We start from the raw sequence: 24,496 nt of genomic DNA, 5'->3' as shown, positions 1-24,496 counted from the left end.
GAGGAAGGCCGGGCCCGGGCTCAGGTGTTCGTGCCGTCCGAGGTGCCGCCGACGCCCGCGCCGGCGCCCTCGGCGGTGGCGATGCCCTTGACGATGGTGTCCATCACGGCGACGTCGGGCGCCTTGTCGGCGATGTCGAAGCCGAGGTGCACGGAGATCAGCGTGCCGGCCTTGGCGCCGGGGAAGACCACCGTCTCCACGTAGCCGTCGTTGCCCTGCGGGGCGTCGACCTTCCAGCGCACCAGGTAGCCGCTCCTGCCGTTGACGGTGACCGCCTCCGACTTCACCTCCTGGTGGGAGGTGATCTTGCCGTACGAGTCCTCGGCGGCGGCCGCGATGTCGGCGAGCGCCGCCTGCTTGGCGTCGCTGCCGGTGAGGTTGCCGGAGTTCGCCCCGGCCAGCGAGCACTGGGTCTTGCCGTCGGCGCAGGTGTAGGAGCCGATGCTGAGCGCGGCGTAGCCGGTGGTGTTGGTGCCGCCCGTCCAGCCGGCCGGGACGGGCAGGCTGATGGCGTTGCGGACGTCGACGGCGGTGTCGGCGGCCTGCGAGCCGCCACCCTGGCCGCCACCCTGGCCGTTGCCGTTGCCGTTGCCCCGGCCGTTCCCGCCGCCCTGGCCGTTGCCCTGGCCGTTGCCCTCGCCCTGGCCCGGGAGGCCGAAGCCGGGGAAGCCGCCCTCCGGCCCGGCGAACGCGTCGCCGCCGCCGGGGCGGGCGCCGCCCCGGCCGTCCGCGATGCGCGGACCGGCATCCGGGCCGTCGTCCATCGCCGCGTACGTGACGCCGGAGCCGACCGCGAGACCCGCCACCGCCGCGACGGCCGCGGCGACCACCACGGCACGGGACGGCTTGCGCCGGGCCTTCTTCGGCGGGGCGCCCACCGGCATCGGCGGCAGCTCGGGGTAGCGGACGGTCGAGTCGTCCTCCAGGATCCGGCCTTCCAGCACGGTGGTGCCGCCGGGGGCGGCGTCGTCGGGCCCTGCGGCGGCCGGCCCGCCGGGGGCGGGCCGGGTGGTGGCCGTCCAGCCGGTGCCGTCCCAGTAGCGCTCGGGGCGCGGGTCGGTCGTGGTGTCCTTCGGGTCCGGGTACCACCCGGCGGGAATCTGCTCGCTCACGGCACCGAATCTAAGGGCGCGCACATAAGCCCGATATCAGCGCGGGGCCCGAATCGCCCGTTCCGCGATGAGATTACGGTGAGAATCGGATCAGGGTGCCGTTGACCCCCGCCGCGTCGTCGCTCGCGAGGTACGCGGCGGCGGCCGCGAGCCGGGTCGCGTCGCCTCCCCCGCCCAGCGCGTTGACCCGGATGCCCTCCGGGCCGAACTGTCCGGCCAGCACCCGGGTGAGCTCGGCGACGCCGGCGGCCGCCACCGCCGCGGCCACCCCGCCCTCGGCGGCCGGGCCCGCCAGGTTGACCACCGAGCCGTGCCCGTGCCGCCGCAGGTACGGCAGCGCCGCCCGGCAGCCCAGGAACACCGCGGTGAGCCGGGTGTCCTGGACGACCCGCCAGGCGCCGGGCGGCACGTCGAGCACCGGACCGTCGGCCGGCGGCGCCCCGCACGGGCCGTTGACCACGGTGTCGACCCCGCCCAGCGTCTCGTACGCCTCGTCGAAGAGCGCCTCCACCATGGACTCGTCGAGCGGGTCGGTGTGCACGAACAGGCCGCCGACGGACCGCGCGACCGCCTGCCCCGCCCGCTCGTCCGGATCGGCGCAGACCACGCGCGCGCCCTCGGCGGCGAACCGCCGGGCGACCGCCGCCCCCGCCTCCCCGGCGAAGCCGCTGACCCCGGTCACCACCGCGACCCGCCCGGCCAGCCGCCCGGGCACCGCCTCCGGATGCGCCCCGTCCATGCGCCCACCTCCCACGCCACCACGCTCCGACACGACACGGTTACCGTACGTCGTACCGCCGACGGCGGGGGTACCGGACGTGCCGACACGGCAGATCACCACGTCGCAGCAGGTGAGGCGGCAGAATGCGCGCCATGACACCACGGCCTGTGATCGGCATCAGCACCCACGTCCTCGAAGCGGCCTGGGGCCGCTGGGACACCATCCGCACGGTCCTGCTGGGCGAGCGCTACCCGGCCGTGGTGCAGGCCGCGGGCGGCCTCGCCGTCCTGCTGCCGCCCGACGCGGCCGAGCACGCCGCCGACGCCGTCGCCCGGATCGACGCCCTGGTGATCGCCGGCGGCTCGGACGTCGACCCCGCCCGGTACGGCGCGGCCCGGCACCCGGAGACGGTCGCCTCCGAGCCCGAGCGGGACGCCTGGGAGACGGCCCTGCTGCGCGCCGCGCTCGACGCCGGGCTGCCGGTGCTCGGCATCTGCCGCGGCATGCAGCTCCTCAACGTGGTGTGCGGCGGCACCCTCCTGCAGCACCTGCCGGACGTCGTCGGCCACCTCGGGCACGTCGGCGCGGCCGGCACCTACGGGCGCCACCCGGTGCGGCCGGTGCCCGGCACCCTGGTCGGCGCGCTGCTGCCGGAGGCCTCGGTCGACGTGCCGACCTTCCACCACCAGGCGGTGGACCGGCTCGGCGCGGGCCTGTCCGTCTCGGCGTGGGCGGAGGACGGCACCGTCGAGGCCGTGGAGGGCGCCGGCTTCACGATCGGCGTGCAGTGGCACCCCGAGCAGGGCGACGACCTGCGGCTGATGACCGCCCTGGTGCGGACGGCGGCCGCCCGGGCCGCGGCCGTGCCGGGCTGAGCCCCGCTCCCGCGGACCCGCTCACGCGACCGGCAGCCCCGCGGCCGCCGCGAGCACCCCGAGCCCGCCCGCGGCCAGCAGGCAGCCGACCACCCCGCGCCGCGCGACCGGCAGCCACCCGACCGCCGCCGCGAGCACCGCGAACTGCCAGCCGTGGTGCAGGGCGAGCGCCAGCGGCAGCGCCGACCCGGCGACGGCCCCGACCGTCGCCGGGCCCGCCCCCGTGAGGAAGTCCTGCACGCGGGCGTCGGCCCGCAGCCGGTCGAAGTGCGCCGCACCGAACACCACGAACGCGAACGACGGGGCGAAGGCGACGGCCGCGGCGAACAGCGCCCCGGCGGGGCCCGCCGCGGCGTAGCCGACCGCGGCGACGGTGTGCACCACCGGACCGGGGGTGATCTGGCCGAGCGCGACGGCGTTCAGGAACTGCCCGTCCGTCATCCAGTGGTGCCGGTGCACCGCGTCCGCCTGCATCAGCGGGATGATCACGAACCCGCCGCCGTACGAGAGCGCGCCCACCTTGAGCGCGACCCAGGCGAGCGCGCCGAGGCCGCCCGCCGCCGGTGCCGCCGCGAGCACGGGCAGCAGCGGCGCGGTCCGCCGCCGCCCGGGTGCCGGACGGGCACGGCGGACGGCGACCTCGGTCAGCCCCGCCGCGAGCAGGACCAGCACCAGCCACGGGCCGGCGAGCACCGCGGCCGTGGCGCCGGCCAGGGCGTAGCCGGCCCAGCGCAGCCGCGGCCCCGCCGCCCCGCCCGCCGCCCGGGTCGCACCGATCCGGGCGAGCCCGGCCGGGACGAGGGCCGCCGCCGCCTGCACCGCGACCGCCGGAACGGCCGCGCCCGCGCCGGCCGCGGCGCCCAGCACCCAGCGCGGCGGGTCGCCGCCCAGGAAGAGCGCAGACAGGGCGATGATCATCACCAGGCCCGGCGCGATGAAGAAGAACCCGCCGGTCAGCGCGCCCGGAGTGCCGCGCAGCCGCCAGGCGGTGAAGATCGCCAGCTGGGTGGAGGCCGGGCCCGGCAGCAGGTTGGTGGCCGCGACACCGTCCTCGAACTCCTCGGCGGAGAGCCGTCGGTGCCGCTCCACGCAGAGCCGGCGCAGCAGCAGGATGTGCGCGGGCGGCCCGCCGAAGCCGAGGACGCCGATCCGTCCCCACTCCCGTGCGATCGTGCCGAGCCCCACCCGGCCGTCCTGCTCCGCCACCGCCCGCCCTCCCCTGCCCTCGTCGGCCTCGCGCGGCCACCGTCACCGTCACCGTCACCGCTGCTGCTGCCGCTGCCGCTGCCGCTGCCGTGCGGACCGTACCGTCCCCGGGTGTACGGACGGTGTACGGCAACGACAACGGTGACCACTGCAGTCTTTGGATCTTCCTCCGAAGTGCGGTTCACTTCGGGTGCGGGCCGTGAGCGCCCGAACGGGCAAGGGGACGGGCACGACGCGCGGGAGAGGACTCCGATGGCCTGGCGCCACGACGACGAGCACGACCACGGCACCACGCACCGGCACGGCCGCGGCCCCGCGGACGGCCACGGCCACGGCCACGGGGACCACGGGCACGCCGACGGCCACGGGGGACGCGGGCACAGCCACGCGGTGGCCGCCGACGCCGACCGCCGCTGGCTGGTCGCCGCCCTGGTGCTGATCAGCGTCTTCATGGTGGGCGAGGTCGTGCTCGGTCTGGCCGCCGGGTCGCTGGCCCTGATCTCGGACGCCGCCCACATGCTCACCGACGCGGCGTCGATCGCCCTGGCCCTGGTCGCGATGCGGCTGGCCGCCCGCCCGGCGAAGGGCGGCTACACCTACGGCCTGAAGCGGGCGGAGATCCTCTCCGCCCAGGCCAACGGCGTGACCCTGCTGGTGCTGTCGGCGTGGCTGGCGTACGAGGCGGTGACCCGGCTGATCTCGCCGCCGGACGTCGCCGGCGGGCTCGTGCTCGCCACGGCCCTGGTCGGCATCGTCGTCAACGTCGCCGCGACCTGGTGCCTGTCGAAGGCCAACCGCAGCTCGCTCAACGTCGAGGGCGCCTTCCAGCACGTGCTGACCGACCTGTACGCCTTCGTGGCGACCGCGCTGGCCGGTCTGGTCGTGCTGCTCACCGGCTTCGTCCGGGCGGACGCCATCGCGTCGCTGGTGGTGGTCGCGCTGATGGTGCGGGCCGGGTCCGGGCTGGTGCGTGACTCGGCGCGGATCTTCCTGGAGGCCGCGCCCGCCGGGATCGACCCCGACGCGGTCGCCGACCGCCTGGTGGCCGTGCCGCTGGTCGAGGAGATCCACGACCTGCACATCTGGGAGATCACCTCGGGCGAGCCCGCCCTCTCCGCGCACGTGCTGGTCGCGCGCGGCGGCGACTGCCACGCCGTCCGGCGGGAGCTGCAGCGCCGGGTCCGCGAGGAGTACGCGATCGGGCACGCCACCCTGCAGGTCGACCACATCGGCGAGGACGCCGACCAGGAGCTGCTGCAGATCAGCCGGACGGCCGTGGCCGGGGTCGAGCACTGCGCCGACGCGCACGGCCCGGTGCACCGCAGCGGGCCGCACGAGCACTGACGGTCCCGTACGGCATGATGCGGGGCGTGACCGCACCGCGCCTGATGCTGCTCGACACCGCGAGCCTCTACTTCCGTGCCTACTTCGGCGTGCCGGAGTCCCTGAAGTCCCCGGACGGCGAGCCGGTGAACGCCGTCCGCGGTCTGCTCGACTTCATCGCCCGGCTCGTCCAGGACCACCGCCCGGACCACCTGGTCGCCTGCATGGACGCCGACTGGCGGCCGCAGTGGCGGGTCGACCTCATCCCCACGTACAAGACGCACCGGCTCGCCGCCGAGCCCGCCGTCGACGGCGAGGAGGAGATCCCCGACACGCTCGCACCGCAGGTGCCGGTGATCGAGCAGGTGCTCGACGCGCTCGGCATCGCCCGGGTCGGCGTCCCCGGCTACGAGGCCGACGACGTCATCGGCACCCTCACCGCCCGTTCCGCCGGGCCCGTCGAGATCGTCACCGGCGACCGCGACCTCTTCCAGCTCGTCGACGACGCCCGCGGCATCACCGTCGTCTACCCGGTCAAGGGCGTCGGCTCGGCGCAGACCGTCGACAACGCCGCGCTGCTGGAGAAGTACGGCGTCGACGGCGCCTCGTACGCCGACATGGCGGCCCTGCGCGGCGACGCCAGCGACGGCCTGCCCGGAGTGAAGGGCATCGGCGAGAAGACCGCCGCCCAGCTGATCCGGACCTACGGCGACCTGGCGGGCGTCCGGGCCGCCGCGGCCGACCCCGCGTCGAAGCTGACCCCGGCCCGGCGCCGGAACCTGCTGGAGGGCGCGCCCTACCTGGACGTCGCCCCGACCGTCGTCCGGGTCGCCCTGGACGTGCCCCTCCCGGAGTTCGACCCCGGCCTGCCCGCCGAACCGCTCGACCCGATGGCCCTGGAACACCTCGCCGCCCGCTGGGGCCTCGGCGGCTCCCTGGAGCGCCTCCTGGCCGTACTGGGCGGCGGCACGCTCTGACGCCGCGGATCCCCGGGGCGTACGCCCACGGGGTCCGCGCGGGTCGGCCGGGCACGACTGCGGGCGGCCCCGTCGACGGGGCCGCCCGCGGTCGTGGACGGCAGGTCAGCCGACCGAGGAGTACGCGATGATGCCGCGGCGCAGGGCGTCGACGGCCTTGCGGGCGGTGGTGCGCAGGTCGGCGTCCTCGCCGGCGGCGTCCTGGATCTGGCCGAGGACGTCGATCAGCTGCTTCGTCCAGCGGACGAAGTCGCCGGCCGGGAGTTCGGCCTCGCGGAGCACCGAGTCCAGGTTGTGGCCGAGGGCCCAGCGGTAGGCGACCCAGGCGAAGCCGAGGTCGGGCTCGCGCTGGCCGACGCCCTCGGCGGTGGAGATCTTGTGCTGCTCCTCCAGGGCGTCGAGGTGGCCCCAGATGCGGATCATCCGGCCGAGGGCCTCCTTGGTGCCGCCCTCGGGCACGCGGGGCGCGGTGGCGTCGTCTGCCTGCCGCGACTCGTAGACGAGGGCGGAGGCGCAGGCCGCGAGCTCGGCGGCGCCGAGGCCCTTCCAGACGCCCTCGCGGATGCACTCGGAGGCGAGCAGGTCGAGCTCGCCGTAGAGCCGGCCGAGGCGCTTGCCGCTGTCGGTGACGGTGTCGCCCTGCAGGTAGCCGAGGTCGGTGAGCAGGCCGCAGACCCGGTCGAAGGTGCGGGCGATGGTGTGCGTGCGGGAGCGCATGCGGCGTTCCAGCAGCTCGGTGTCCCGGTGCAGGCGGTGGTAGCGCTCGGCCCAGCGGGCGTGGTCCTCGCGCTCGTCGCAGCCGTGGCAGGGGTGCTGGCGGAGGGTCGCGCGCAGCCGGCTGATCTCGGGGTCGTCCGCGGCGGCGGCGCGGCCGCGGCGGTAGCGCTCGGGTTCGAGGTGGCCGGCCTTGGTGCGCAGGGCGGAGGCGAGGTCGCGGCGCGACTGGGGGCTGCGCGGGTTGAACGACTTCGGGATGCGCAGCCGGTCGACGGCGCTGACCGGGTACGGGAAGTCGATCATCGCGAGGCGTTTGACCTGGCGTTCCGCGGTGAGCACGACCGGGCGCGGACCGTCCTCGAAGTCGGGGTGCCGGCCCGGCCGCGGACCGCCGCGGTGCACCGGGGGCAGACCGGGGTCGAGGACGAGGGCGAGGCCGGCGAACTTGCCGGTCGGCACGTGGATGACGTCGCCGGGCTTGAGCTGCTCGACGGCCTCGATCGCGGCGGAGCGGCGCTGGCCGGTGCCCTCGCGCGCGAGTTCGTTCTCACGGTCCTTCAGCTGTCTGCGCAGGGCCATGTACTCGTCGAAGTCGCCGAGGTGGCAGGTCATCGACTCGCGGTAGCCGTCGAGGCCCTCCTCGTTGCGCTGCACCTGGCGGGCGATGCCGACGACCGAGCGGTCCGCCTGGAACTGCGCGAAGGAGGTCTCCAGGAGCTCCCGCGAGCGGTGCCGGCCGAACTGGCCGACGAGGTTGACGGCCATGTTGTAGGAGGGGCGGAAGGACGACCGCAGCGGGTAGGTGCGGGTGCCGGCGAGGCCGGCCAGCCCCTCGGGGTCGATGCCGCGCTGCCAGAGCACCACGGCGTGGCCCTCGACGTCGATGCCGCGGCGCCCGGCACGGCCGGTGAGCTGGGTGTACTCGCCGGGGGTGATGTCGGCGTGGGTCTCGCCGTTCCACTTGACGAGCTTCTCCATGACCACCGAGCGGGCGGGCATGTTGATGCCGAGGGCGAGGGTCTCGGTCGCGAAGACGGCCTTGACGAGGCCCTTCACGAAGAGTTCCTCGACGACCTCCTTGAAGCGGGGCAGCATGCCGGCGTGGTGGGCGGCGATGCCGCGCTCCAGCCCGTCCAGCCACTCGAAGTAGCCGAGGACGTGCAGGTCCTCGTCGGGGATGTCGTGGCAGCGCTGCTCGACGAACTCCCGGACCTGCCGGCGCTCGGCGTCGCGGTTGAGCCGCAGGCCGGAGGAGAGGCACTGCTGGACGGCCGCCTCGCAGCCCGCCCGGCTGAAGATGAAGGTGATGGCGGGCAGCAGGCCCTCGGCGTCGAGGCGTTCGATGACGTCGACGCGGCCGGGTGTCCAGATCCGGCCGGGGCGGCCGGTGGGCATGGAGCGGCCGCGGCCCTTCGCGAAGCGGTCGCGGCTGCCGGTGCGGTCCATCTCGGAGCGGGCGAGGCGGACGAGTTCGGGGTTGACGGCCTTGGCGGGGTTGCGGGGCGCGGCCTTGGGGCGGCCGTCGCGGTCCGGGTTGGCGAACAGGTCGTACATCCGGTTGCCGGCCATGACGTGCTGCCAGAGCGGCACGGGGCGGTGCTCGGAGACGATGACCTGGGTGCCGCCCCGGACGGTGTCCAGCCAGTCGCCGAACTCCTCGGCGTTGGAGACGGTCGCGGAGAGCGAGGCGAGCACGACCGACTCGGGGAGGTGGATGATGACCTCCTCCCAGACCGCGCCGCGGAAGCGGTCGGCGAGGTAGTGGACCTCGTCCATCACCACGTAGCCGAGGCCGTCGAGGGCGCGGGAGCCGGCGTACAGCATGTTGCGCAGCACCTCGGTGGTCATCACGACCACCGGGGCGTCGCCGTTGACGCTGTTGTCGCCGGTCAGCAGGCCGACCTTGGCCGCGCCGTAGCGCTTCACGAGGTCGCCGAACTTCTGGTTCGACAGCGCCTTGATCGGCGTGGTGTAGAAGCACTTGCGGCCGCTCGCCAGCGCCAGGTGGACGGCGAACTCGCCGACGATGGTCTTGCCGGAGCCGGTGGGCGCGGCGACGAGCACGCCCTCGCCGGCCTCCAGGGCCTGGCAGGCCTCGATCTGGAACGGGTCCAGCGGGAAGTCGTAGAGCTGCTGGAAGCCGTGGAGGGCGGTGGCCTGTTCGGCGGCCCGGCGGCGGGAGGCCGCGTAGGCCTCGGCCGGACTGAGCTGCTCCTCGGGCAGGGGGGCGTTCATCGGCGTCACCTTCTCTTCCCGTGGGTGTGCTGCCCGTGCGGGCCTGACGGGTGCGCAGACGGCGACGCCTGCGGCTGCGGGGCCGGGCGCGACGAGCGTCGGGCAGGGCCGCAGCGGGTGTGGTTGCTGTGGTGATCGAGCATCTCGCCCAGAGGTTACCCGGCGTGGCCGACATCGATAGCACCGTTTTTCGGGTCAGGTCGGGGGCGGGTGTCCGGCGGGGAGCGCGCGGGCGTCCGGCGGGGTCCGGACGGGCGCGCCGCGGGGTTCGGAGCCCCGGGCCGTCGCACCGCGTGACCGAGTCGTCCCCTTTCCTCGCAGGCGCGTTCGGCCTTCACTCCCGGGCGCCGGGCGCGGCGCGTCCCGGCGGCGGCGCACCGGAGCGGCCCGGCCGTGCACGCCGCACGGGGCGGGCGACTGGCCGTTCTTTCACATCCTGAGTTGCAAATGTCTTCAACCAGTAGCCGAAACGCCTCGGAACGATCCCTGAACGGTCATTCACGGTCTCTTCTGATCATCGACCGAAGATTTCGCGACGGCCTCCCTACAGTCGGTGCCGAACCCGCCCCGGCCGTCCGGGGCACCGGCGACAGCAGGAGGAAGACGATGGCGAACCCTGAGACCGCGCTCAAGGAGGCCATGGCGATCGAGGGCGCGATCGGCGTCGCGCTCGTCGACTACGGCAGCGGCATGGCACTGGGTGCTCTCAGTGACGGCGGTGACCTCGACCTCAACGTCGCCGCCGCCGGCAACACCGACCTCGTCCGCGCCAAGATGCGGACGATGGAGATGCTCAACCTCCACGACAACGAGATCGAGGACATCCTGATCACGCTGACCAGCCAGTACCACCTGATCAGGCCCCTCACCACCACCACCGGCCGCGGGCTCTTCCTCTACCTCGCCCTCAGCCGCACCCGCGCCAACCTGGCCATGGCCCGCCACCAGCTGCGGCGCATCGAGGCGGGCCTCGAAGTCTGACCGGCACCCCCGGCACGGCGACGGAGAGGGGGACGCGTGCCCGTACCGCTGTACCAGGCGAAGGCCGAGTTCTTCCGGATGCTCGGGCACCCGGTCCGCATCCGGGTGCTGGAGCTGCTGCAGGCCGGCCCCACGCCCGTCCGCGACCTGCTCGCGGACATCGACATCGAGCCGTCCAGCCTGTCGCAGCAGCTCGCGCAGCTGCGCCGGGCCGGCCTCGTGACCGCCACCCGCGAGGGTTCGACGGTCGTCTACGCCCTGGCCGGTGCGGACGTCGCGGACCTGCTGCGCGCCGCCCGGCGGATCCTCACCGAGCTGCTGCAGGACCAGGGCGTGCTGCTGGCCGAGCTCCGGGCGTCCGACTGATCCCCGCCGGCCTCCGGCCCCGGCCGACCCGCACGAGGGGCGGCCGGGGCCGGAGGGTACGGTGCAACCCGTCCGTCCGTGCACCGACACACCCCGCCGACCTGCGGACGGACCGGCCGGACGGGCGTTCCCGGCACACCCGCCTCCGCTTGTAAAGAGTTCTTTCTAAAGATATCTTTATATGTATGTCAGAGCCCGAGCCCCCACCGCCCACCGTGCGGCTGACCGACCCGCGGGCCCTGCGCGCCTACGCGCACCCCACCCGGATGGCCCTCGTCGGCCTGCTCCGGCGGGAGGGCCCGCTCACCGCGACCCGCGCCGCCGGCCTGGTCGGCGAGTCCGTGGCGAGCTGCTCCTTCCACCTCCGCCAGCTCGCCCGCTACGGCCTCGTGGAAGAGGCCGGCGGCGGCCGCGGCCGCGAGAAGCCCTGGCGCGCCACCGCCCTCCACACCAGCTGGGACACCGCCGACGCCGACCCGGCCACCGCCGAGGCGGCCGGCGCGCTCCAGCGCACGGTGGTCGAGCGCTACGCCGCCCTGGCCGAACACTGGCTGGCGGCCCAGCGCACCGAGGAGCCCGCCTGGCAGCACGCCGCCGGCATCTCCGACACCCTGCTCCACCTGACCGCCGAAGAGCTCGCCGGGCTCACCGCCGGCATGGACGCCCTGATGCGCCCCTACCTCGGCCGCCTCGGCGGCGCGGCCGACCGCCCGGCCGACCGCCCGGCCGGCAGCCGGCCCGTCCTGCTCGTCCGGATGGCCCTGCCCTCCGACACGGCACCGCCCGCCCCGGGCACCGACACCCCGGCGGAGGCCGCACCGTGAGCACCACCCCGACCAGCACCCCGACCGCGGCCCCGGCCACCACCCCTGCCACAGCTCCGGCCCCCGGCACCGCGCCCGCACCCGCGCCCGCGCCCGCCCGCACCCGGCGGACGCCGATACCCGCCCTGCTGCGCGTCCGGGAGTTCCGGCGGTACTGGACGGGCCAGAGCATCTCCTCCGTCGGCGACCAGGTGACCGCCATCGTGCTGCCGCTGGTCGCCGTCGGCACGCTGCACGCCGACGCCGGCCGGATGGGCCTGCTGACCGCGGCCGGCTGGCTGCCCAGCCTGCTGTTCGCCCTGCCCGCCGGCACCTGGGCGGACCGCCGGGCGAACCGCCGCCGGGTGATGATCGCCGCCGACCTCGGACGGGCGGTGCTGCTGCTCACCGTGCCGGTGGCGTACGTGCTCGACGTGCTGACGCTCACCCAGCTGTTCACGGTGGCCTTCGCGATGGGCACGCTGAGCGTGCTCTTCGACGTCTGCAACGCCCACCTGTTCGTCGCGGTCGTCCCGGGCGACCGCTACGTCGAGGGCAACTCGCTGGTGAGCGGCAGCCGGGCGATGTCGGCGGCGACGGGCCCGGGGATCGGCGGCGGGCTGGTGCAGCTGCTGGCCGCGCCCCTGGCGCTGGTCACCGACGCGCTGTCCTTCGTCGCGTCGGCGTTCGCCCTGGGCCGCATCCGGCCCACCGAGCCGCCCGCCGAGCCGCGGGAGCGCGGCGCCCTGGCGGCCGGGCTGCGCTTCATCCGGACGACACCGGTGATGCGCGCCTCCCTGCTGGGCACGGCCACGGTCAACCTCTTCACCTTCATGATCGCGGCGCTGTTCGTGCTGTACGCCACCACCACCCTCGGCCTCTCGGCCGGTCTGCTGGGCGCCGTGCTGAGCGCCGGCGCGATCGGCGGACTGCTGGGCGCCGCGGTCACCGGCCGGATCACCCGGCGGCTCGGGCTCGGCCGGACCGCGGTGCTCGGGCTGGTGGCCTACCCCGCGCCGCTGCTGCTGGTGCCCGCGGCGGGCGGCGGCCGGTGGACGGTGGTCGGGATCCTGCTGGCCGCGGTGTTCGGGTCGGGGGTGGGCGTGATGATCCTCGATATCACAGTGGGCTCGCTCTTCGCGGCAGTTGTGCCGGATCGGCTGCGATCCCGGGTCACCGGGGCCTATCAGGCGGTCAACTTCGGCATCCGTCCACTAGGTTCGGTTCTGGGAGGGGTGCTCGGGAGCACGCTCGGCCTGCGGCCGGCACTCTGGGTCGCCGCGATCGGCGCACTCACCTCGTTCCTGTGGCTGCTGCCCTCGCCGATCCCCGGACTCCGCGCCCTGCCCGACAGGCAGGACCAGGAAGGGATCTGACGCATGGTCGGCGACGTTCCACGAGTTCGGGCATATGCCCGAGGAATGTGCCGGAACCCTCCCCCACGCCACCGCCCGCGCGGTAGCGTTGAGCCTCGATGGGGCTACAGCCAGTGAGGGCGTGGCCATGGTCGCGCCGCGGGGGGCGCTTAGGAGGGGTGCGAACCATTGCCGGGCATCGACGACTGCCTGACCGAGGCGATGACCATCACCGGAGCCCTCGGTGCCAGCCTGGTCGACTGGACCAGCGGCCTCGTCCTCGGCGCCGCCGGTGCCGGCCCCGGCGGTGACCACGACACCGGGGCCGCCGACGCCACCGAGGTCGCCCGCGCGATCACCCAGACCTCCTCCTTCGCCGACCCGGCCGCCAGAACGGCACCCGCCGAGGACGTCATCGTCACCTCGGCGGGCACCTACCACCTGATCCGGTTCGTGGAGACGGCGTTCGACAGCAGCGTCTTCCTCTACCTGCGGCTCGACCGGGCCACCGCCAACCTGGCGATGGCCCGGCTGCGCCTCTCCGGCATCGCCGAGGCGCTGGTGCTCGCATGATGCAGCCGACGCTCCCCTCCGCCCCGCCGGCCCCGCCCCGGCCCGCCCTGCCTCCGACCGCGGTGCCCGCCGTGCCCGCCGCCCGGTCGGCGCCGCCCCGGGCCGCGGTGCCGCGGCTGCCGCGACGGCACCGCTCCGGCTTCGCCCCGGCCACCGTCTTCGAGGCCGCCCTGACCGACCTGTCGGCGGACGGCGCCACCGGGGCCCTGCACGGCTCGGCCGGCACCGTGCACCTGGTCGACGGCGCGGTGGTGCACGCGGAGAGCCCGGCCACCCCCGACGTCGGCACGCTCCTGACCTCGGCCGGGCGGCTCTCCGCCCGCACCTGGGCCGACGTCCTCGCCGCGCACCGCGAGCACCCGGCCGCGGACCACCTCGTCGCCACCGGCCGCATCGGCCGCGGCGAACTCGAACTCTGCCAGCTGACCGCCGTCCTGGACGCCGCCTTCTTCGCGCTGCCGCAGAACGACGGCCCGATCGGCTTCCTGCCGGGCGTACGGCCGGGCATCACCCTGCACCGTCCGCTCGCCGCCGGGGCGCTGCGGCTGGCCGTCGCCCGGCGCCGCACCCTGCTGGACCGCACCTGGCCGGACGCCAGGCTCGACGCGGCCGCGATCCGTGCGCTGCCGCCCGGCAGCGGGGCGCACCGGGCCGGACGGTCGGGCAGCCGCAGCGGCCGCCGCCGGGCGGTGCTGGCCGCGGCCGACGGCTTCCGCACCCCTTCGCAGATCGCACGGCTGCTGGGCCGGTCCGCCTACACCACGCTGCTGGACATCAGGCACCTGGCGGCGGCCGGGCTCGTCGAGACTCCCGCGCCCGCCGGGCCGGTGGCGGCCGCCGCCGCCGAGGCCCGCGCGGCGGCAGCGGCCCCGGTCGTCCCACCCGATCCGTCGTCCGTCCCGCCGGCGGCCGGGGCGGCGGTGTCCGCCGCGGTGCCGCCGGGCGCTGCGGTGCAGGCCCGCCCGCAGGTGCTGCTGCCGTCGCCGGGGGCGCACGACTTCCCGCCCGATCCGGAGATCGCCCTGCTGCTCCGGATCCGAGCCGCTCTGGAGGCCCGACTGTGAGCGTCCCACCCGCCCGTACGCCGTCCGCGGCCGCGTCATGAAGCGCGCGCTGCGCCAGTTCACGGCGAAGCGGTCCCCGATCCTACCCGAACCGGAGGTGCTCAGCGAACTGCGCGGCCTGCGGGCCACCGTGCCCCACCTGACCGGCGGGCTGGTCGCGACCACCGACGGGCTCGTCGTCGCCCACGACACCAACGACCTGGAGCCGGAGGGGCTGGCGGCCCTGACCGCGGCCGCGCTGGGGGTCGGCTCCCGGCTGATCGAGGCCAGCGGCCAGGGCGGGTTCCGCGAGCTGCTCACCCGGGGCGACGGCGGCTACACGGCGACGTACGCGGCCGGAGGGCACGTCGTCCTGACCCTGTTCGCCGGGCCGGACGCCAACGTCGGCCGGCTGCACTTCGAGGCGCGCCGGGCGGGCTCCCGGATCGCCGCCCTGGCGGACGCGGCGCTGGAGCGCCACGACCGCCCCTGAGACCACCGGCCGGCCCCGAAGGGCCGCCATTTCGCCCCGTTCGATCCACGACAGACGACACCCCGTCACGGAAGGACCCACCATGGCCAGTACCGAACACTCCCTCAAGGACGCGATGAGCTCGATCGAGGGATCGATCGGCGTCGCCCTCGTCGACTACAACAGCGGCATGGCGCTCGGCACCATCGGCGGCGGCCCGGAGCTCGACCTGAACGTGGCCGCGGCGGGCAACACGGACGTGGTCCGGGCCAAGGTGCGGGCCATCGAGATGCTGAATCTCAAGGAGGCGATCGAGGACATCCTGATCAGCCTGTCCTCGCAGTACCACCTGATCCGGCCGCTCACCAGCCGTTCCGGCAAGGGCCTGTTCCTCTACCTCGCCCTCGACAAGCAGCGCGCCAACCTGGCCATGGCCCGCCACCAGCTGAAGCGCATCGAGGCCGAGCTGGAGGTCTGACGCACCACCACCACGGGCAGCGGGCCGGACGACGTGCGTCGTCCGGCCCGCCGTTGTCGTGCCGTCCGCCCCCCGCTCCGAGGCCTTCCGGACGCCCGGCCCGCCACCGGATCCCGCCGCACCGTCCGGCAACCTGCCGGTGAGCACACGGCAACGTGACCGCAACAGCCGGGCAACGCACGGGAATCCGCGCCGCCCTACTTTCTGTCAACCGACAGAAACTGCCGCGGAAAGCCGGTGCCCCCCATGACCACCAGCACTCCCCTCGCCCCCGCCACCACCCCGCCACCACCCGCCTCCCCCGGGGCGGCCCCCTACCCCCAGCAGCTCCACCGCACCATGGGCAGGTTCGCCTCCTTCGCGGCCGGCTTCTCCTTCATCTCGGTGCTCACCACCGTCTTCCAGCTCTTCGCCTTCGGCTACGGCTTCGCCGGCCCGGCCTTCGTCTGGACCTGGCCGCTCGTGCTGGTCGGCCAGCTGGCGGTGGCCGCCTGCTTCGCCGAACTCGCCGCCCGCCACCCGATCTCCGGCGCGATCTACCAGTGGGCCGGCCGGCTGGCCGGCCCCGCGTACGGCTGGTTCACCGGCTGGCTGATGGTGCTCGGCCAGGTCGTGGTGGTCACCGCGGCCGCCCTCGCCCTGCAGGTCGTGCTGCCCGCGCTGTGGAGCGGCTTCCAGGTCGTGGGCGGCGACCCGTCGCCGACCACCGCGAGCGGCGCCGCCAACGCGGTGGTGCTCGGCTCCGTCCTGATCGCCCTCACCACGCTCGTCAACGCGGTCGACAACCGCGTGCTGTCCTGGGTGAACGGCATCGGCGTGACGGCCGAGCTCGTCGGCATCGTGCTGATCGCCGTGGCGCTGTTCACCCACACCGAGCAGGCGCCCGGCGTGGTGCTGCACACCGGCCACACCGGCGGCGGGGCGCTCTGGGCGCTGCTGGTCGGCTCGTTCACGGCCGCCTACGTGATGATCGGCTTCGACAGCGCCGGCGAGCTCTCCGAGGAGACCGTCGCGCCGCGCCGCACCGCGCCGCGCACCATCCTCACCGCGCTGACCGCCGCGGGCGTCTGCGGCGGCCTGCTGCTGCTCGGCGGCGTGCTGGCCGCACCGAGCCTGACGGACGGCCGGCTCGCCACCGAGGGCCTCTCCTACGTGCTCACCAGCAGCCTCGGCGACGGGCTCGGCCGGGCGCTGCTCGCCGACGTCGCCGTCGCCGTGTGCGTCGGCACGCTGGCGATGCAGACCGCCGGCACCCGGATGGTCTTCTCGATGGCCCGCGACAACGCCCTGCCCGCCGCCGGGCGGCTGGCCACCGTGCACCCGCGCAGCGGCATGCCGCGCTGGGCCGCGCTCGCCGTGGGCGTGCCCGCGGTCGGCTTCCTGCTGCTCAACCTGGTCTCCCCGGCGGCGTTCCTCGCCCTGTCGACCACCTGCATCGTGCTGGTCTACACGGCGTACGCGCTGGTGGTGGGCGCGCTGCTGGTACGGCGGCTGCGCGGGCTGCCGGTGGGCGACGGAACGGTGGCGGACGAGAGCGGCCGGCCGCTGTTCTCGCTCGGCCGCTGGGCGCTGCCGGTCAACGTGCTGGCGCTGGTCTACGGCGTGGCGATGGCGGTCAACCTCGCCTGGCCGCGGGCCGCGGTGTACGACCCGGAGGGCGGCCACTGGTACCTGCAGTGGTTCAGCCTGCTGGTGCTGGCGGCCGCGCTGGTGACAGGGGTGCTGTACCGCCGGCTGCGCCGCTGACCCCGGACTCCCGCAGGAGCCGCTCGCCCTCGGGGCGGGCGGCTTCGCGCTGTCCGGCTGAGCAGCCCGCGAAGCGCAGCACGGCGTCCGCGAGGGCGCGGGCGACCTGCGGCGCCGTCCGCCCGCCGGGCTCGCGGGCGACCGCGACCCCGCCCTCGACCAGGCCGAGGAGCAGGTCGGCGGCGAGCTCCGGGTCGTCGCCGCCGTGGCCGGCCGCGGCGAGGAGGCTGCCGTACGCGGCCCTGAGGTCGGCGCGTGCGGCGCGGAAGCGGGCGAACCGCTCGCCGCGCACCTCGGGCAGCTGGTAGAGCGCGCCGAGGTTGGAGAGCCCGCCGAAGAGCAGTGCGGTGTCGCGGGCGGCCAGGGCCCAGAGCCGGGCCTGCGGGCTGCTCGCGGTGTCGGCGAGCAGGGCGCGGGCGAAGGCGAGGGAGGGCTCGACCGTGCTCTCCAGCAGGGTGGCGAGGATGTCCTCCTTGCGCGCGAAGTAGTGGTACATCGAGGCCTGGCGCAGCCCGGCGCGTTCGGCGACGGCGCGGGTGGTGGTGGCGGCGTAGCCGTTCTCGGTGAAGAGCGCGGCGGCGGCGGCGAGCACCTGCTCGCGGGGTTCGAGTCCGCTGGCGGAGGGGCCCTGGGCGCGGGGGCGGCCGACCCGGGCGGTGGTGCGGCGGGCGGCGTCGGGGCGGCGGCTGACGGACACGTGCCGATCCTCGCACACGGGTGGGCGGCGCCCCGGCCCGTCGATCTCCGTGAGGGGACGGTAACTCCCGCGTTACACAAGGGCAATGGCGCCGAAGCCGTCCCTCCCTAATTTCTGTCGCATGACAGAAACCCACGACGCGGAGGCCGGCACCGCCACCACCACGGCCGCCCGGGCCCACGCCAGGTCGCAGGCGGGCACGGTCGTCGACTGCATGCCGGTGCTGCCCCCGCCGCCGGGCACCCTGTGGTCCGAGACCGTCGCCGGCGGCAACTACACCCATCTCGCGCTCCCCGCCGGAGCCCTCGTCACCCTCACCGACCGCGACGGCGACGCCTGCGCCCACCTGCTGCTGTACGTCACCGCCCGGCCGTGGGAACGCCTCAACACCGCCGACACCGTCAAGGTCCAGTGGAACGCCTACCTCGGCGCCGGCAGCCAGCTCCTCTCCGGCGACGGCCGGGTGCTCGCCACCGTCACCGCCGACACCTCCGGCCGGCACGACGCCCTCGCCGGCACCTCCACCGCCGCCCGCAACACCGCCCGCTACGGCGACGGCAGCCCGCAGGGCCCCTCCCCCGCCGGCCGCGAACTCCTCACCCTCGCCGCCGCCAAGCACGGCCTCGGCCGGCGCGACCTGCCGCCGAGCCTCTCGTTCTTCCACGGCATCACCGCCGCCCCCGACGGCACCCTGCACTCCACCGGCTCCGCCGGGCCCGGCGCCGCCGTCACCCTGCGCCTCGAACAGGCCGTCACCCTGCTGATCGCCAACACCGCCCACCCGCTCGACCCCCGGCCCGCCTACCACTGCACACCGCTGCAGGTGCTGGCCGTGCCCGGCGCACCCACCGGCCCCGGCGACCCGCACTGGGACGCCACCCCCGAACAGCACCGCGCCCACCTCAACACCACCGCCCTGGGGGTCCGATGACCGTCCTGCTCGACGAGACCGTGCCCGCCCGCGCCGCCTGGTCGGCCGTCGTACGCCGCGGGCAGCGCCTCACCATCACCGACCTCGGCGGCAACCAGGCCGTCGACTGCCTCCTCTACGACGCCCACGACACCGCGGTCCGCTACAGCGCCCCCGACACCCTCCAGGCCCAGGGCTCGCTCTTCCTCGGCAAGGGCAGCGTGCTGATGTCCACCGAGCACACCCCGCTGATGACGGTGGCCGAGGACGACTGCGGCAACCACGACACCATCGCGGGCGCCTGCTCCAAGGAGTCCAACACCCTGCGCTACGGCCACCACACCTGGCACCAGCACGCCTGCGTCGAGAACTTCCTCGCCGAGGGCGCCCGCCACGGCCTCGGCCGGCGCGACCTCGTCCCCAACATCAACTGGTACATGAACGTGCCCGTCGAGCAGGACGGCACCCTCGGCATCGTCGACGGCCTCTCCGCGCCCGGCCTGCGCGTCGTCCTGCAGGCCGAGACCGACGTCCTCGTCCTCGTCTCCAACTGCCCGCAGATCAACAACCCGTGCAACGGCTTCGACCCGACGCCGGTCCGCATGACGGTCACCGGGTCCTAGAGCCAGGAGAGCAGAGCCGCCATGAGCTTCGACACCCTGCTGATCGCCAACCGCGGCGAGATCGCCGCCCGGATCATCCGCACCGCCCGGCGGATGGGCCTCGCCACCGTCGCGGTGTTCTCCGACCCGGACCGCGCCGCCCCGCACGTCCGGCTCGCCGACCACGCCATGCGGCTCGGCCCGGCCGCCGCGAAGGACAGCTACCTGCGCACCGACCTCGTGCTGCAGGCCGCCCTCGACACCGGGGCCGGAGCCGTCCACCCCGGCTACGGCTTCCTCTCCGAGGACGCCGCCTTCGCCCGCCGGGTCGAGGCCGCCGGGCTCGCCTTCGTCGGCCCCACCCCCGCGCAGCTGGAGGTGTTCGGGGCCAAGCACACCGCCCGCGCCGCCGCCGAGGCCGCCGGCGTGCCGCTGCTGCCCGGCACCGGGCTGCTGCCCGACCTGGCGACGGCCCTCGACGCGGCCGGGGCGACCGGCTACCCGGTGATGCTCAAGGCGACCGGCGGAGGCGGCGGCATCGGCATGCAGGCCTGCCACGGCCCCGCCGACCTCGCCGACGCCTGGGAACGCGTCCAGCGCGTCGCCGCGGCCAGCTTCTCCACCGCCGGCGTCTTCCTTGAGCGCCTGGTCGAGCGGGCCCGCCACGTCGAGGTGCAGGTGTTCGGCGACGGCACCGGCCGCGTCGTCACCCTCGGCGACCGCGACTGCTCGCTGCAGCGCCGCAACCAGAAGGTGCTGGAGGAGGCCCCGGCGCCCGGCCTGCCCGACCGGGTGCGCAAGCAGCTCGCCGAGTCCGCCCGCGGCCTGTGCGCCTCGGTCGCGTACCGCTCGGCCGGCACCGTCGAGTACGTCTACGACGCGGCCCGCGAGGAGGCGTACTTCCTGGAGGTCAACACCCGCCTGCAGGTCGAGCACCCGGTCACCGAGGCCGTGTACGGCGTCGACCTGGTCGAGTGGATGCTCCGGCTCGCCCAGGGCGACACCGCGGCCGTCCGCGAGGTCGGCCCGCCGGACGGCCACGCCGTCGAGGCCCGGGTGTACGCGGAGGACCCGAGCCGCGACCACCGGCCCAGCGCCGGCCTGCTGACCGAGGTGTCCTTCCCCGCGGACGTCCGCGTCGACGCCTGGGTGGAGACCGGCACCGAGGTCACCACCGCGTACGACCCGATGCTCGCCAAGGTGATCGTGCACGGCACCGACCGCGCCGACGCCCTCGCCCGGCTCACCGACGCCCTGGCCACCACCCGGATCCACGGCATCGAGACCAACCTCGGCCTGCTGCGCGCCATCCCCGCCGTGCCCGCGGTGCAGGGCGCCGTCCACCACACCGGCACGCTCGCGCACGTCACCGACCCCACCCCGCGGATCGAGGTCGTCCGCGGCGGCACCCAGACGACCGTCCAGGACTGGCCGGGCCGCACCGGCTACTGGCACGTCGGCGTGCCCCCGTGCGGCCCGATGGACGACCTCTCCTTCCGGCTCGGCAACCGGGCGCTCGGCAACCCGGAGGGCGCCCCGGGCCTGGAGTGCACCCTGCAGGGCCCCGCGCTGCGCTTCACCGCGCCGGCCTGGGTGTGCGTCAGCGGCGCGCCCGCGCCGGTCACCGTCGACGGCGTGCCCGTCCCGCAGTGGGAGCCCGTCCTGGTGCCCGCCGGCGGCCTGCTCGACATCGCCGCGCCGCCCGGGCCCGGCCTGCGCACCTACCTGCTGTTCGCGGGCGGCCTGGAGGTGCCGGAGTTCCTCGGCAGCGCCTCGACCTTCACCCTCGGCGGCTTCGGCGGGCACGGCGGGCGGGCGCTGCGCGTCGGCGACGTCCTGCACGGCGGCACCGGCCCGCTCGGCGACGGCGCCGGACCGGCCGCCGACCGGCCGCCGTTCACCGCCGACTGGGAGATCGCCGCCGTCGAGGGCCCGCACGCCGCACCGGAGTTCTTCACCCCGCAGGACGTCGAGGAGTTCTACGCCGCCGACTGGTCCGTGCACTTCAACAGCGCCCGCACCGGCGTGCGGCTGGTCGGCCCCAAGCCGGTCTGGGCCCGCCCGGACGGCGGCGAGGCCGGCCTGCACCCGTCCAACATCCACGACACCCCGTACTCGGTCGGCGCCGTCGACTACACCGGCGACATGCCCGTGCTGCTCGGCCCGGACGGCCCCTCGCTCGGCGGCTTCGTCTGCCCCGCCACCGTCGTCACCGGGCAGCGCTGGAAGCTCGGACAGCTCCGCCCCGGCGACCGCGTCCGGTTCGTGCCCGTCACCGAACAGGCCGCCGCCGAGCTGCGGCGCAGCCCCACCGCGGTGCCGCTCCCCTCGCGCCCGGCGGTGCTCGACGGCGGCATCCTCGCCGCGCTCCCGGCGACCGCGGACCGGCCGAGCGTGACCTACCGGCGCAGCGGCGACGACAACCTGCTCGTCGAGTACGGGCCGATGCAGCTCGACCTGGCCCTGCGGATGCGGGTCCACGCGCTCGCCGAACGGCTCGCCGCCGAGCGGCCCGCGGGCGTCACCGACCTGACCCCGGGCATCCGCTCGCTGCAGGTGCACGTCGACCCGGACCTCCTGCCGGTCGGCGAACTCCTCGCCCTGGTGCAGGAGATCGAGCGGGCGCTGCCCGCCACCGACCGGCTCGCGGTGCCCAGCCGCACCGTGCACCTGCCGCTCTCCTGGGACGACCCGGCGACCCGCGAGGCGATCGAGCGGTACATCGCGGGCGTGCGGGACGACGCGCCGTGGTGCCCGTGGAACATCGAGTTCATCCGCCGGATCAACGGCCTGGCCTCGGTCGACGACGTGTACCGCACGGTCTTCGACGCCGAGTACCTCGTGCTCGGCCTCGGCGACGTCTACCTGGGCGCGCCGGTCGCCACGCCGCTCGACCCGCGGCACCGGCTGGTCACCACCAAGTACAACCCGGCCCGGACCTGGACGGCCGAGAACTCGGTCGGCATCGGCGGCGCGTACCTCTGCGTGTACGGCATGGAGGGCCCGGGCGGCTACCAGTTCGTCGGCCGCACCGTGCAGATGTGGTCGGGCTGGCAGCAGCGCGGCCCGTTCGAGCCGGGCGCGCCGTGGCTGCTGCGCTTCTTCGACCGGATCAAGTGGTACCCGGTGGGTGCGGAGGAACTCCTCGAACTGCGGGCCGACATGGCCGCCGGACGCTTCCACCCCCGGATCGAGGAGGGCGAGTTCGCGCTCGCCGACCACCTGCGCTTCCTCGCGGACGAGGCCGGGCCGATCGAGGAGTTCCGGGCCGTCCAGGCGGCGGCGTTCGCCGCCGAGCGCCAGGCTTGGGAGGAGGCGGGCGAGTTCGACCGCGCCGAGCAGGCCGCGGGCACGGCGCCGGTCGCACCGCGCACCGTGACGGCCCCGCCGGGCGGCGCGGTCGTGGAGGCCGAGTTCACCGCCTGCGTGTGGAAGGTCGACGTCGCACCCGGCGAACGCGTCGGCAAGGGACAGCAGTTGATGGCACTGGAGGCGATGAAGATGGAGTCACCCGTCACGGCCGACCGCGACGGCGTGGTGGCCGAGCTGCTCGTCGGCCCCGGCGACCAGGTGCAGGCGGGCAGCCCGCTCGTGGTGCTGGGGGCGATCGCGTGAGCGCCGTCGAACGCGTCCGCCGGGCGTACGCGCGGATCGCCGCCGTCGACCGCCCCGAGGTGTGGATCGGCCTGCGGCCGCAGGCCGAGGCGGAGGCGGAGGCCGCGCTGGTCGACGCCCGCACCGCCGCGGGCGAGCACCTGCCGCTGGCGGGCACCGTCACCGCCGTGAAGGGCAACATCGACGTCGCCGGTCTGCCCACCACGGCCGGCTGCCCCGGCTACGCGTACCTCCCGGAGCACGACGCCCCCGCCGTCGCCCGCCTCCGGGCGGCCGGCACGGTCGTCCTCGGCACCACCAACCTCGACCAGTTCGCGACCGGCCTGGTCGGCACCCGCAGCCCGTACGGCGCGGTGCGGGGGGCCGTGGACCCGGCCCGGATCTCCGGCGGGTCGAGCTCCGGCTCGGCGGTCGCGGTCGCCCTCGGCCTGGCCGACCTGGCGCTCGGCACGGACACCGCGGGCTCCGGCCGGGTGCCGGCCGCGCTGAACGGCATCGTGGGCCTCAAGGGCGCCCCGGGCCGGGTGCCGGCCGACGGCGTCGTGCCCGCCTGCGCGAGTCTGGACTGCGTGTCGGTGTTCGCCCGGACGGTCGGCGAGGCCGAGGACGCGTTCCGGCTGCTCGCCGACCCGGCCGCCGCACCGGCCAGGGCCCCGGGCCCGTGGCGGATCGCCGTCCCGGGGCGCGGTGCGCTCGGGGAGCTCGCCGAGGGCTGGGCGGAGGCGTACGGGGCGGCCGCGGGCCGGCTGGCCGCCGCCGGGGCGGAGCTGCGCCCGGTCGACCTCACGCCCTTCGACGCGGCGGCGGCGATGCTGTACGCGGGCGCGTTCGTCGCCGAGCGGTACGCGGCCGTCGGCGCGTTCGTCGACAAGGGCGGCCCGGACCTCGACCCGGTGGTGCGCGGCATCGTCACGGCCGCGCGCGACGTGCCCGCGCACCGGCTGTACGACGACCTCGCCGAGCTGGCCCGGCTGCGCGAGCAGGCGGCGGCCGCCCTCGGCGACGCGGACGCCCTGCTGCTGCCCACCACCACCGCCCACCCCACGCTCGCCGAGGTCGCCGCCGACCCGGTGGGCGTCAACACCCGGCTCGGCCGGTTCACCAACTCGGCGAACCTGTTCGGCCTGTGCGCCCTCGCGGTGCCGGCGGGCACGGTCGCCGGGCTGCCCTTCGGCGTGATGCTGGTCGGCCCCGCGCACACCGAGGAGCGCCTCGGTGCCGTCGCCCGGCTGCTCGCCGACCGGCCCGTTCCGCTGGCCGTCTTCGGCGCCCACCTCACCGGGCAGCCGCTGAACGGGCAGCTGACCGCGCTCGGCGGCCGGTTCCTGGCCGAGGTCGGCACGGCCGCCGCCTACCGCCTCCACGCCCTCGGCACCGTGCCGCCGAAGCCCGGGCTGGTCCGCACCGCCGAGGGCGGGCGGACGGTCCGCGGCGAGCTGTGGGAGCTGCCCGCGGCCGGTCTCGGCACCCTGCTGGCGTCCCTGCCGCGGCCGATGGCGCTCGGCAGCGTCGAGCTGGCCGACGGCCGGCAGGTGCCCGGCTTCCTGTGCGAGCCGGCCGCCCTGGACGGTGCGGAGGACATCACCGCGGCGGGCGGCTGGGCGGCCCACCTGGCGCAGCGGGCGGGCGGCGCCACCGGGCCGTCCTGAGCCCTGCGGCACCCCGGCCCCGGCCCTGCGGCATCCGGCC

Annotated in this window: 21 protein-coding genes; 16 read left to right on the top strand and 5 right to left on the bottom strand. The window is 75.6% G+C overall.

Annotation, left to right across the window (positions count from 1 at the left end):
• Positions 1 to 20 precede the first annotated feature (20 nt).
• Together SNE206_RS00925 and SNE206_RS00920 are read right to left on the bottom strand one after the other, a co-directional pair.
• Positions 21 to 1,112: a DUF2510 domain-containing protein gene (locus SNE206_RS00925; protein WP_407911369.1), complete on the bottom strand. Its 1,092-nt coding sequence runs from the start codon at positions 1,110 to 1,112 to the stop codon at positions 21 to 23.
• Between the two features lie 73 nt (positions 1,113 to 1,185).
• Positions 1,186 to 1,851 carry an SDR family oxidoreductase gene (locus SNE206_RS00920; RefSeq protein WP_407911368.1) on the bottom strand — a complete coding sequence of 222 codons (666 nt, stop codon included), beginning with the start codon at positions 1,849 to 1,851 and terminating at the stop codon, positions 1,186 to 1,188.
• A gap of 134 nt (positions 1,852 to 1,985) precedes the next feature.
• Between SNE206_RS00920 and SNE206_RS00915 the strand changes: the two genes are divergently transcribed.
• Positions 1,986 to 2,708, top strand: a complete 723-nt coding sequence (locus SNE206_RS00915) for a gamma-glutamyl-gamma-aminobutyrate hydrolase family protein (protein ID WP_407911367.1) — start codon at positions 1,986 to 1,988, stop codon at positions 2,706 to 2,708.
• 21 nt (positions 2,709 to 2,729) lie between these two features.
• Here the strand turns inward: SNE206_RS00915 and chrA are convergent, their stop codons facing one another.
• The gene (chrA, locus tag SNE206_RS00910; protein WP_407911366.1) at positions 2,730 to 3,914 is read right to left on the bottom strand and encodes a chromate efflux transporter; all 1,185 of its coding nucleotides are present in this window, start codon (positions 3,912 to 3,914) and stop codon (positions 2,730 to 2,732) included.
• Between the two features lie 252 nt (positions 3,915 to 4,166).
• On the opposite strand from chrA, the gene SNE206_RS00905 reads away from it, so the two are divergent.
• The gene (locus SNE206_RS00905; RefSeq protein WP_407911365.1) at positions 4,167 to 5,258 is read left to right on the top strand and encodes a cation diffusion facilitator family transporter; all 1,092 of its coding nucleotides are present in this window, start codon (positions 4,167 to 4,169) and stop codon (positions 5,256 to 5,258) included.
• Between the two features lie 44 nt (positions 5,259 to 5,302).
• Positions 5,303 to 6,214, top strand: a complete 912-nt coding sequence (locus SNE206_RS00900; RefSeq protein WP_407911608.1) for a 5'-3' exonuclease H3TH domain-containing protein — start codon at positions 5,303 to 5,305, stop codon at positions 6,212 to 6,214.
• Between the two features lie 105 nt (positions 6,215 to 6,319).
• Here SNE206_RS00900 and SNE206_RS00895 read toward each other — a convergent pair whose 3' ends face one another.
• The gene (locus SNE206_RS00895) at positions 6,320 to 9,166 is read right to left on the bottom strand and encodes a DEAD/DEAH box helicase (RefSeq protein WP_407911364.1); all 2,847 of its coding nucleotides are present in this window, start codon (positions 9,164 to 9,166) and stop codon (positions 6,320 to 6,322) included.
• Between the two features lie 606 nt (positions 9,167 to 9,772).
• Here SNE206_RS00895 and SNE206_RS00890 point away from each other — a divergent pair.
• From SNE206_RS00890 to SNE206_RS00850, 9 genes are all read left to right on the top strand, one after another.
• Entirely contained in the window at positions 9,773 to 10,147 is a 375-nt protein-coding gene (locus SNE206_RS00890; protein WP_407911363.1) for a hypothetical protein, read from the top strand.
• A 36-nt stretch (positions 10,148 to 10,183) separates the two neighbouring features.
• A complete protein-coding gene (locus SNE206_RS00885) occupies positions 10,184 to 10,513 on the top strand; it encodes an ArsR/SmtB family transcription factor (protein WP_405010487.1) in 330 nt (109 codons plus the stop codon).
• A 185-nt stretch (positions 10,514 to 10,698) separates the two neighbouring features.
• Complete coding sequence (locus tag SNE206_RS00880) at positions 10,699 to 11,337, top strand: helix-turn-helix domain-containing protein (RefSeq protein ID WP_407911362.1); 639 nt, start codon at positions 10,699 to 10,701, stop codon at positions 11,335 to 11,337.
• The gene (locus SNE206_RS00875; protein WP_407911361.1) at positions 11,334 to 12,692 is read left to right on the top strand and encodes an MFS transporter; all 1,359 of its coding nucleotides are present in this window, start codon (positions 11,334 to 11,336) and stop codon (positions 12,690 to 12,692) included. Before SNE206_RS00880 ends, SNE206_RS00875 begins: the two co-directional genes overlap by 4 nt.
• Positions 12,693 to 12,860: 168 nt before the next feature.
• A complete protein-coding gene (locus tag SNE206_RS00870) occupies positions 12,861 to 13,244 on the top strand; it encodes a hypothetical protein (protein ID WP_407911360.1) in 384 nt (127 codons plus the stop codon).
• Positions 13,241 to 14,308, top strand: a complete 1,068-nt coding sequence (locus tag SNE206_RS00865; RefSeq protein WP_407911359.1) for a transcriptional regulator — start codon at positions 13,241 to 13,243, stop codon at positions 14,306 to 14,308. The genes SNE206_RS00870 and SNE206_RS00865 overlap by 4 nt, the downstream gene beginning before the upstream one ends.
• 37 nt (positions 14,309 to 14,345) lie before the next feature.
• Positions 14,346 to 14,780 carry a roadblock/LC7 domain-containing protein gene (locus SNE206_RS00860; RefSeq protein ID WP_407911358.1) on the top strand — a complete coding sequence of 145 codons (435 nt, stop codon included), beginning with the start codon at positions 14,346 to 14,348 and terminating at the stop codon, positions 14,778 to 14,780.
• 82 nt (positions 14,781 to 14,862) lie between these two features.
• Positions 14,863 to 15,237: a hypothetical protein gene (locus SNE206_RS00855; protein WP_405010493.1), complete on the top strand. Its 375-nt coding sequence runs from the start codon at positions 14,863 to 14,865 to the stop codon at positions 15,235 to 15,237.
• Between the two features lie 246 nt (positions 15,238 to 15,483).
• Positions 15,484 to 16,983, top strand: a complete 1,500-nt coding sequence (locus SNE206_RS00850; RefSeq protein ID WP_407911357.1) for an amino acid permease — start codon at positions 15,484 to 15,486, stop codon at positions 16,981 to 16,983.
• On the opposite strand, the gene SNE206_RS00845 is transcribed toward SNE206_RS00850, so the two are convergent.
• Positions 16,919 to 17,680, bottom strand: a complete 762-nt coding sequence (locus tag SNE206_RS00845) for a TetR/AcrR family transcriptional regulator (protein ID WP_407911356.1) — start codon at positions 17,678 to 17,680, stop codon at positions 16,919 to 16,921. The two genes, SNE206_RS00850 and SNE206_RS00845, sit on opposite strands and share 65 nt — an antisense overlap.
• A 121-nt stretch (positions 17,681 to 17,801) precedes the next feature.
• Here SNE206_RS00845 and SNE206_RS00840 point away from each other — a divergent pair, with 121 nt between their 5' ends.
• Genes SNE206_RS00840 through SNE206_RS00825 form a run of 4 tightly spaced genes read left to right on the top strand, consistent with a single transcriptional unit; the run spans position 17,802 to position 24,456 of the window.
• Entirely contained in the window at positions 17,802 to 18,611 is an 810-nt protein-coding gene (locus SNE206_RS00840) for an urea amidolyase associated protein UAAP1 (protein WP_407911355.1), read from the top strand.
• Entirely contained in the window at positions 18,608 to 19,213 is a 606-nt protein-coding gene (locus SNE206_RS00835) for an urea amidolyase associated protein UAAP2 (protein ID WP_407911354.1), read from the top strand. The genes SNE206_RS00840 and SNE206_RS00835 overlap by 4 nt, the downstream gene beginning before the upstream one ends.
• Before the next feature lie 21 nt (positions 19,214 to 19,234).
• Complete coding sequence (gene uca / locus SNE206_RS00830) at positions 19,235 to 22,807, top strand: urea carboxylase (protein ID WP_407911353.1); 3,573 nt, start codon at positions 19,235 to 19,237, stop codon at positions 22,805 to 22,807.
• Positions 22,804 to 24,456: an allophanate hydrolase gene (locus SNE206_RS00825; protein ID WP_407911352.1), complete on the top strand. Its 1,653-nt coding sequence runs from the start codon at positions 22,804 to 22,806 to the stop codon at positions 24,454 to 24,456. Before uca ends, SNE206_RS00825 begins: the two co-directional genes overlap by 4 nt.
• Positions 24,457 to 24,496: the final 40 nt, after the last annotated feature.

It is taken from the genome of Kitasatospora sp. NE20-6, from assembly GCF_045862635.1.
Note: the sequence above shows the minus strand (reverse complement) of the source record. Positions and strands in the feature narration are given on the sequence as shown.

Excerpts from the sequence above, each read along its gene's own strand:
- SNE206_RS00860 (WP_407911358.1), top strand. The coding sequence starts at position 14,346 with ATGAAGCGCGCGCTGCGCCAGTTCACGGCGAAGCGGTCCCCGATCCTA.
- SNE206_RS00865 (WP_407911359.1), top strand. The coding sequence starts at position 13,241 with ATGATGCAGCCGACGCTCCCCTCCGCCCCGCCGGCCCCGCCCCGGCCC.
- SNE206_RS00895 (WP_407911364.1), bottom strand. The coding sequence starts at position 9,166 with ATGAACGCCCCCCTGCCCGAGGAGCAGCTCAGTCCGGCCGAGGCCTAC.
- SNE206_RS00920 (WP_407911368.1), bottom strand. The coding sequence starts at position 1,851 with ATGGACGGGGCGCATCCGGAGGCGGTGCCCGGGCGGCTGGCCGGGCGG.
- SNE206_RS00855 (WP_405010493.1), top strand. The coding sequence starts at position 14,863 with ATGGCCAGTACCGAACACTCCCTCAAGGACGCGATGAGCTCGATCGAG.
- SNE206_RS00840 (WP_407911355.1), top strand. The coding sequence starts at position 17,802 with ATGACAGAAACCCACGACGCGGAGGCCGGCACCGCCACCACCACGGCC.
- SNE206_RS00905 (WP_407911365.1), top strand. The coding sequence starts at position 4,167 with ATGGCCTGGCGCCACGACGACGAGCACGACCACGGCACCACGCACCGG.
- SNE206_RS00835 (WP_407911354.1), top strand. The coding sequence starts at position 18,608 with ATGACCGTCCTGCTCGACGAGACCGTGCCCGCCCGCGCCGCCTGGTCG.
- SNE206_RS00880 (WP_407911362.1), top strand. The coding sequence starts at position 10,699 with ATGTCAGAGCCCGAGCCCCCACCGCCCACCGTGCGGCTGACCGACCCG.
- uca (WP_407911353.1), top strand. The coding sequence starts at position 19,235 with ATGAGCTTCGACACCCTGCTGATCGCCAACCGCGGCGAGATCGCCGCC.
- SNE206_RS00890 (WP_407911363.1), top strand. The coding sequence starts at position 9,773 with ATGGCGAACCCTGAGACCGCGCTCAAGGAGGCCATGGCGATCGAGGGC.
- SNE206_RS00850 (WP_407911357.1), top strand. The coding sequence starts at position 15,484 with ATGACCACCAGCACTCCCCTCGCCCCCGCCACCACCCCGCCACCACCC.
- SNE206_RS00900 (WP_407911608.1), top strand. The coding sequence starts at position 5,303 with ATGCTGCTCGACACCGCGAGCCTCTACTTCCGTGCCTACTTCGGCGTG.
- SNE206_RS00915 (WP_407911367.1), top strand. The coding sequence starts at position 1,986 with ATGACACCACGGCCTGTGATCGGCATCAGCACCCACGTCCTCGAAGCG.